The 7,564-nt window shown below is 35.9% G+C and carries 10 protein-coding genes; 8 read left to right on the top strand and 2 right to left on the bottom strand.

Annotated features, from left to right (window positions below; all coding sequences use genetic code 11):
* Positions 1-221 precede the first annotated feature (221 nt).
* The 3 genes from aqpZ (at position 222) to AC22ZQ_RS10730 (ending at position 2,092) form a co-directional block, all read left to right on the top strand.
* The gene (gene aqpZ / locus AC22ZQ_RS10740) at positions 222-914 is read left to right on the top strand and encodes an aquaporin Z (protein ID WP_318958787.1); all 693 of its coding nucleotides are present in this window, start codon (positions 222-224) and stop codon (positions 912-914) included.
* 118 nt (positions 915-1,032) lie between these two features.
* Positions 1,033-1,737 carry a hypothetical protein gene (locus AC22ZQ_RS10735; RefSeq protein WP_318958786.1) on the top strand — a complete coding sequence of 235 codons (705 nt, stop codon included), beginning with the start codon at positions 1,033-1,035 and terminating at the stop codon, positions 1,735-1,737.
* Positions 1,738-1,885: 148 nt separating this feature from the next.
* Positions 1,886-2,092, top strand: coding sequence for a putative antibiotic biosynthesis monooxygenase (locus tag AC22ZQ_RS10730; protein WP_318958785.1), 207 nt, complete (start codon positions 1,886-1,888; stop codon positions 2,090-2,092).
* A 13-nt stretch (positions 2,093-2,105) separates the two neighbouring features.
* Here the strand turns inward: AC22ZQ_RS10730 and AC22ZQ_RS10725 are convergent, their stop codons facing one another.
* Positions 2,106-2,678, bottom strand: coding sequence for a TetR/AcrR family transcriptional regulator (locus tag AC22ZQ_RS10725; protein ID WP_318958784.1), 573 nt, complete (start codon positions 2,676-2,678; stop codon positions 2,106-2,108).
* 505 nt (positions 2,679-3,183) lie between these two features.
* On the opposite strand from AC22ZQ_RS10725, the gene AC22ZQ_RS10720 reads away from it, so the two are divergent.
* The gene (locus tag AC22ZQ_RS10720) at positions 3,184-3,666 is read left to right on the top strand and encodes a thermonuclease family protein (RefSeq protein WP_318958783.1); all 483 of its coding nucleotides are present in this window, start codon (positions 3,184-3,186) and stop codon (positions 3,664-3,666) included.
* A gap of 34 nt (positions 3,667-3,700) precedes the next feature.
* On the opposite strand, the gene AC22ZQ_RS10715 is transcribed toward AC22ZQ_RS10720, so the two are convergent.
* Positions 3,701-4,387 carry a hypothetical protein gene (locus tag AC22ZQ_RS10715; RefSeq protein ID WP_318958782.1) on the bottom strand — a complete coding sequence of 229 codons (687 nt, stop codon included), beginning with the start codon at positions 4,385-4,387 and terminating at the stop codon, positions 3,701-3,703.
* 87 nt (positions 4,388-4,474) lie between these two features.
* Here AC22ZQ_RS10715 and AC22ZQ_RS10710 point away from each other — a divergent pair, with 87 nt between their 5' ends.
* The 4 genes from AC22ZQ_RS10710 to sucD all read left to right on the top strand — a co-directional run.
* Complete coding sequence (locus AC22ZQ_RS10710; protein WP_318958781.1) at positions 4,475-4,864, top strand: hypothetical protein; 390 nt, start codon at positions 4,475-4,477, stop codon at positions 4,862-4,864.
* A gap of 443 nt (positions 4,865-5,307) precedes the next feature.
* Positions 5,308-5,826 carry a hypothetical protein gene (locus AC22ZQ_RS10705; protein ID WP_318958780.1) on the top strand — a complete coding sequence of 173 codons (519 nt, stop codon included), beginning with the start codon at positions 5,308-5,310 and terminating at the stop codon, positions 5,824-5,826.
* Positions 5,827-5,895: 69 nt separating this feature from the next.
* Positions 5,896-6,108, top strand: coding sequence for a hypothetical protein (locus tag AC22ZQ_RS10700; protein WP_318958779.1), 213 nt, complete (start codon positions 5,896-5,898; stop codon positions 6,106-6,108).
* Positions 6,109-6,819: 711 nt separating this feature from the next.
* Positions 6,820-7,564, top strand: a 745-nt coding sequence (gene sucD / locus AC22ZQ_RS10695; RefSeq protein WP_318958778.1) for a succinate--CoA ligase subunit alpha, incomplete at its 3' end; no start/stop codon positions are given.

The raw sequence follows: 7,564 nt of genomic DNA, 5'->3' as shown, positions 1-7,564 counted from the left end.
GCCTCCTACCACAAAATCCTTCAGGCGCTGCCAGTGCTATCCCTGTTTGAAATTGGTATTATTTATAAAAATCATATTTTTTTTTTAACATTTAACTCCCCAGCAATTTAACTTGCGGCAGTAATTTTCAACGAAGGAATCCCCTTCCTCAAAGACTACTATAGCCCTTGTAAATCAATTAAAAAAGTAATTTTGTAGTTCAACTACAACTGAAATATAAAATGACAAATAAGTTTCTAGCTGAGTACATTGGTACTTTATGGTTAATTATTGGAGGATGTGGTAGCGCCATGATCTCTGCCAATTATCCCGAACTTGGAATTGGTGTTTTAGGTGTATCACTGGCGTTTGGACTTTCAGTGCTTACCATGGTTTACTCTATTGGCCCAATTTCTGGCAGCCATTTAAATCCTGCTATAACTATTGGCTTGTGGGTTTCAGGTAAATTTGAAGGTAAAGACGTCCCCTACTATGTTCTTGCTCAATTGTTAGGAGCCATTAGCGGAGCTGCTTTGTTATATGTCATTCTGCTCGGCAAACCAGATGTTGTTATCGGTTCATTTGCTGCAAACGGCTATGGAGAGCTTTCTCCTGGTAAATATGAATTACCGTCTGCTTTTTTAATAGAAGTCATCATGTCTTTCATGCTCATTTTCATCGTTTTAGGCGCAACCTGCGAATTAGCTCCAAAAGGAATTTCTGGATTATCTATTGGATTAGGGGTTACACTTATACACCTTATTAGTATACCAATTACCAACACTTCTGTTAACCCAGCAAGAAGTACGAGTCAAGCAATCTTTAGTGAAACAGCAGCAATGGAACAGCTCTGGTTGTTCTGGGTAGCCCCTCTCATAGGTGCTATTATAGCCGGACTAATGTTTAAGATTTTATCCATGGAAATCCCAGAATAACCGAACTCTATTAATATTACAGAATAAAATCAGGTGAATTTTGAACGTATTTACTCGTTAATTTCAGAGTTTTATTACCTTGTTATAAGCAAATATGAACATTCTGAAATTGTGTATTATGAAGAGATTAATATGCTTACTTTTTCTTCTCTCGTTTATTCCTCAAATAACAAGAGCGAACGATAACAAATCAAAAATATTCCAACGTTTGGAGCAGTTTCAGTTTAATGAAACAACGCTTACAGAACATTTGATTGACTCCCTAGCGAAGTACGCCTATACCACCACCACCACCACCTACATTAAAAATGATCAAAAAGTTAAAAAGGCCCACTACAACCCCAAATTAAACCTGGGGGAACGCTGGCACCTAGACAGTGTAGACCATAGAGTACCTACCTCTAAAGAAATAGCCGTATTCAATAAAAATCATAACGAAGATAAACATGGAGCAACGGGTAAAATTTCAGACACTTCATGGCATATCGTTGAGGATAATAAAGACTATTTAAAAGTGAGTTTCCGTTTTGAACCAGATGGACTCCCCGACCTGTATAGTTTTCTAAGTCAATGCATTGGTTACGCATATTTTAATAAGCAAACCAAGAAATTAGAAAGGGCACAATTCATCAATGAGCACCCTGTACGTTTTCATATTTTCCAGGTAAAGGAGCTCGAGGTAAATATTTACTACAACTTTAACGCCGCCAAAAAGAAATACTTCGTAGATCACGAAATTGCCGAATTATGGATGAATCTCTTAGGTAACAGAGTATACATCAAAGAAATCTGCGAATTCTCAAATTATGTAAAGGTGAAATAGAATTGATCTCAGAAATGAAGGGGTAAACTAAGCTTGCGATTGCCCAAAAAAGTCAAATAAATGATAGAACAGCGTTTCTTTACACCTGAATGCGATACATCGCTACAAACAAAGTAGAAAGAATGTACTTTTGCATAAAAATTCTATTGTGTCTAAAAGAAGAAATACATTAATTGTTTGGGTTGCCATTTATCCAGCCATTACCTTGCTGAGTTATTTAATTGGTAACGATATCAATCATCTTCCTATTTACGTAAGAACATTAATACTCACAGGTATCTTAGTACCCGCTATGATTTACTTCTTGATTCCTTTTTGGGCTAGTATTATCAATAAAATACCGAGTAAGCAATAGAAGAAATAATCCTTTAATCAATTGCTCCCAACCCTTTTAAGAGCATTTCCCATGCTCTGTTCATGCTTGCCTTACTATCTAAAATTGCAGAAGGTAGAACGACACTGCCCAGCATCCTAATCAATAATACTGTATCGTTTAACACTTCATAACTAGGGGCTACTTCTCCCCTTTTAATTGCGCGTTCAATCGGACCTTGGACCAATTGAATCAACCTTTCATTTAAATGCGTAGCTCTTTGCGGTAAAAATGGTAACAATCCTTGATAGCGATATTGAAATTCGGCTGCCTTCATCAACAATAAACGGAATTCATTTTCATCATGCGCTAAGGTGTCTGCATAATCTTCCAATATTTTTAAATTATAATGCATTAACGCAAGTACTAAACTTCCCTTGTCTTCAAAATTCCTGTAAAGTGTAGCCCTACTCACTTTGGCTTCTCTCGCAATTACACTCATAGAAACTTCGGGTCCCTTTAGCGCAAATAAATCATGGGCAACACGAATAATAGTATTTCTGTTGGCTGAAGCATCAGATCTTTTTTCATTAAATGCACTTTCATTTTTCGCCGAGTAGTCTCTCATACACTAAAAGTAAAAAGTTTAAATGATACACTATGTATCACTTAATATTTTTTTATTAAATTTATAATGGAAAATAAAACCGAATGAGACGTGAAAAGTATTCGAATAGAATATTCACAGATTATTACCTAAGCACCACGATATTATCAAAAGTTTCTCAAAAGGAAATTTAGATGATTTATCCAATCTGAAAATTTCAGAGACCTACTCATGCCAAAAGTATGAGTAGGTTAATGGATCGAATAGCTAAGAAAGCTATACGTAGAGAAAACCATCTCTTCAATTTATCACCTTCATTGTTTACCTAACCCCTTCAAATTATTTAAAACAAAATTACCAGGAAAAGCATTGAGAAGACTATTATACATCTATACGCATACAAATTGGGAATTTACAAGCTTGTTACACTGCATTATATTTAAATGAAAGCTTACTTTTATTGCAAAACAAAGGCGCCTCATTGAAGCGCCTTTAAACCCTTTACAACTAGATACTAATAAATGCTATGAAACTCTTTATAAATATCTTTATTACTATTCTTATAACACTCCTGATTATCAATTGTTCAGGAGAAAATGAAAAAAAATTATTTTTTCGTGTTACCCGTATCGTTGACGGTGATACTTTTTGGGTGGTAGATGAAGCTTTGAATCGACAAAAAATAAGACTGATAGGAATAGACACACCTGAATTAAAGCATGGTAATGAACCCGAAGAGTTCTATGCCCAAGCGGCCAAAGAATTTTTAATAGATTTAATTGCAGACCGAGAAATCCGACTAGAATTCGACCAAGAACATACCGATAAATACGGTAGAACCCTAGCCTACGCATACGTAGACGATACTGTTTTTGTAAATAAAACCTTGGTTCAAAAGGGATATGCCCACAAACTGCCCATTCCTCCCAACACCAAATACGCCACACTTTTCACGCAACAAGAAAGACTTGCCAAATCTCTAAAACTTGGAATATGGCAACAACCTTAAAGCTCTAAAACAAGGTTAGTTTTACTTTTCTGACTTAAATTTCATCGATTAACACATCTTCCGTTTGCGGCTTCTTCTTATCGATGTAATTATTAATGGGCTTCAACTCTCTGATAAAATAACTCGCAACAATTGCTTGGAGAATGAATACGAAAATTGAGGTAAAAGCATCGTAGTTCATACGCACGCCCAAGGGGTATACACCCACCCAAGAAAGTATATGCATTAATACTACTAGGCCATAAATTGAAGTACCCACATAGTAGATTCTTGGATAACTTTTTATCAAAATAAAGGTTAACAAATACCCAATAAAACAAACCGTATTGTAAATTCCCAACGGAGAAACAAAACTCAGACTTAAAGAGTTTAAAAGCGTAAACAATCCTATAGTTCTTGTTAGGGTAAAGTATGCAAAAAGTATTCTGATAGATACAAAATTAGGTAACTCACGTTTTAGTTTATTCACCGTTTTATACCTTCTCCCCTCCACTTTCAACTCTATTTTCATAGGTCTCTCTTTAGTAAAAGCAAGAGACACTTTCCCTACGTCTTCAGAATTAAAGAAAGTTCCCTTTTTTATTTCCATGGGATCTTCGATAATTTGAATCAACTTTTTAAAGTAATAGATATGTACATTTCTATACCCCGGTTCCCACACGAGTGTTAAATGTTTGTTTTCATCTTTAGGGTCGAAATAGCGCTTGGTAAAGGTGCTCATTTAAATAAATTTAGGACGAAACTAACATTTTTTTACTTCCTCAAAGAATATCCGTAACTTGTAGTATACATTCAAAAAACACAGGTCATGAATTGGAAATTGATTATCTCGTACGCATCTTTTGGTGTCTTGGTAGGACTACTTTCTGTTTTTACCAATAGTATAGTTACCGAACCGGTATTTTGGCTCATTTACGCATTTATTGCAGCATATGGTTTTAAAACCAAGGTCCCTTCAAATAGGATAGCCCATGTACTCTTTTTTGGAATACTCTGCGGAATTTTCAACGCAGGTGTGCAAGCCTTATTAGCTGATAGCTATTTGGCCAACAACCCAGTTTTCGCAAGGGAATACAGCGCTGCTCCTGTTTCACCAAAAGCACTGATTATGTTTACCGGACTGCTTTTTGGAATTATTTATGGTATTATTGTCTTTGTAATAACTATGATATATAAATCGAAGGCAACAACCGAATGATTGGAACTCCCATCTTTAAAATAAAACCACGACTTACAGGTTTCAGACTTATAAATCTTTTAAGCGGAATCTTGCTTATCCTCATGGGACTAATTTTGATGGGGGATATTTACTTCAATTACGATTTTAACCTAAGAGATAACGGTAATTTTGGCTACTTTACATTTGGTTGCTTTATTTCCTTTATAGGAATATTCGCAATCCTTATGCTTTTCCTTCTTTCCAAGAAAATTCTGGTTTATGAAAATCACTTTAAAATCGGAAAAGATTTAATTAAGCTCAATGAAGTACGCGGTGTTAAACTTACTGGTTTACAACCTTCTTCTATTCTTTTTGGAGAAATAGAAGGCATGCATATCAAGCTTTTGAATCGAAAAAGTTATTATTTACACGATTCTCTCTATAAAGACCTACATCATTTTAAATTTTTCTTGGACAAAAAAATGAAGGGAGCAGAAAATAGCCCCTCAGAAAAGAAAATTCAACAACATATTTACTTCGCCTTTAAACCTAAGCTCTACCATGATCCTATCGTAAAATCGATTTATTTCGGATTATTTTTAGGCTTGTTTCTCTTATGTACAGGCCTCCTTCTACGATATGAGCAAGTTTTTTTTAGCGGTGCGATAAGTATAATAATGATGTTTTTATTCCTTTACCTTAGAGCAAGGTTTTTCTCGGAAATAGAACTGACCAATTCTTCCTTGATTGTAAAAAGAAAATTAAATAGAAAGAAAAAGAAAATTATAGCTATTCAAAATATTAGAGAGATTGCTTCTTTATATAAACGCACTCGAGAAGAAGAAAAAGGTTTATTGATCGTAATGAATGATTTCAGCACAATGAAGGTCTATCTTCCAGGGCTAATTGAAGTTGATAGTAAAAAGATGGTTCATTCCTTAACTCAACTTCAAACCCCCATGCGAAAAGGCTTTAAAGAAGAAATAACCTACTTTGCGTAAATATTATTAAGCGAGCTATTTCCATGTGAATTTTATTCCTTAACTTACTATCCCGTAAACAGATAGGTAATGAAAAACGTGACAGACAAACAAAAATGGGTAATTCGAAGCAAGATGCTTGAATTTCAAAAAAATGGATTGCTCTCTTACGGGAAATACTTGGACGAACAACTCAAGTTCGCCTCCAAATCTCAACTCCGCGTGGCCTATAAAAGCTACATAGAAAAAGAAATTACGCGCAACAACGATAAGATTCGCATCCTCAATGAAAGGTTAATGTAGAGGTAGAGTTTTTGAGTTTTAGACCGTTAGACCGTTAGACTTTTAGATAGTTTGTTTGATGTGATGGACTTGACTACGGCCTTCGAGACTTCTCATTCCTCGACCTCAGGCCTCAACGGGTTGATAAGGCGGATGGAATCTTCAATGGATCTCAATTTGAAAATTTGATGGATTCGCAGGTTCATCATTTGATAAGATTTAAAAATTTAAAACATTCGCTGCGCTCATTATTTAAAGATTTAAGGAAGACCTAATATCTTAAAGGTGCATACATTTATTCCACCTTTTTTAAAGGTTTAAATCATTAAATTTTTAAATTTCTAAGTAGTTAAACAGAGAGCTATACTTACAATCAAATAATACCTCTTGCTCCCTACTCACTCTCTATACTGACTTCTACCAGGGATATGAGCGTATACCCCACAGGGGCAAAACACATTGATACATCCAAGAAATAGAGCGACCGAGGAAGCTTTATTACTGGGAATGTAGAAAGTGTTTTGCAACGAGGAGTAGTAGCGTTAGCCCTACCCAAGACGTCTTTCAGCGGATTGGGGGTAGCCTAAATACACCTATAAATACCGCTAAGTTTTCACCTCTCACCCATCACTTATCACTATTTTCTCATTTTCTCGCCTCAATACTTTGCATTAATACTATAAACGGCTATTTTTGGAAGCGCAAATTAAAACAGACAAAAAACTCGCATTCATGAGCGTATTAGTAAATAAAGATTCTAAAGTAATCGTACAGGGATTCACAGGAAGTGAAGGAACTTTCCATGCTGGACAAATGATTGAGTATGGAACAAACGTTGTTGGAGGGGTAACTCCAGGTAAAGGTGGACAAAAGCACTTAGACAAGCCAGTATTTAATACTGTTGCTGCTGCTGTTGAAGAAACAGGTGCTGATGTATCTATTATCTTTGTACCGCCTGCATTTGCTGCTGACGCAATTATGGAAGCTGCTAACGCTGGTATCAAAGTTATCGTTTGTATCACAGAAGGTATTCCAGTAAAAGATATGATCTACGTTCAAGAATACTTGAATGGAATGGATTGTACTTTGATCGGACCTAACTGTCCAGGTGTTATTACTGCTGGTGAAGCGAAAGTTGGAATTATGCCAGGATTCGTTTTCAAAACGGGTAAAGTTGGTATCGTTTCTAAGTCTGGTACTTTAACTTACGAAGCGGCTGACCAAGTTGCTAAAGCAGGTTTAGGTATTACTACAGCTATCGGAATTGGTGGTGACCCAATCATTGGAACAACTACTAAAGAAGCGGTTGAGTTATTGATGAACGACCCAGAAACTGAAGGTATCGTAATGATCGGTGAGATCGGTGGTAACTTAGAGGCTAACGCTGCGAAGTGGATCAAAGAAAACGGAACGAAGCCAGTTGTTGGATTCATCGCAGGAGAAACTGCTCCTAAAGGAAGAACAATGGGTCACGCAG

The sequence above is a fragment of the Lishizhenia sp. genome (assembly GCF_057456495.1).
Note: the sequence above shows the minus strand (reverse complement) of the source record. Positions and strands in the feature narration are given on the sequence as shown.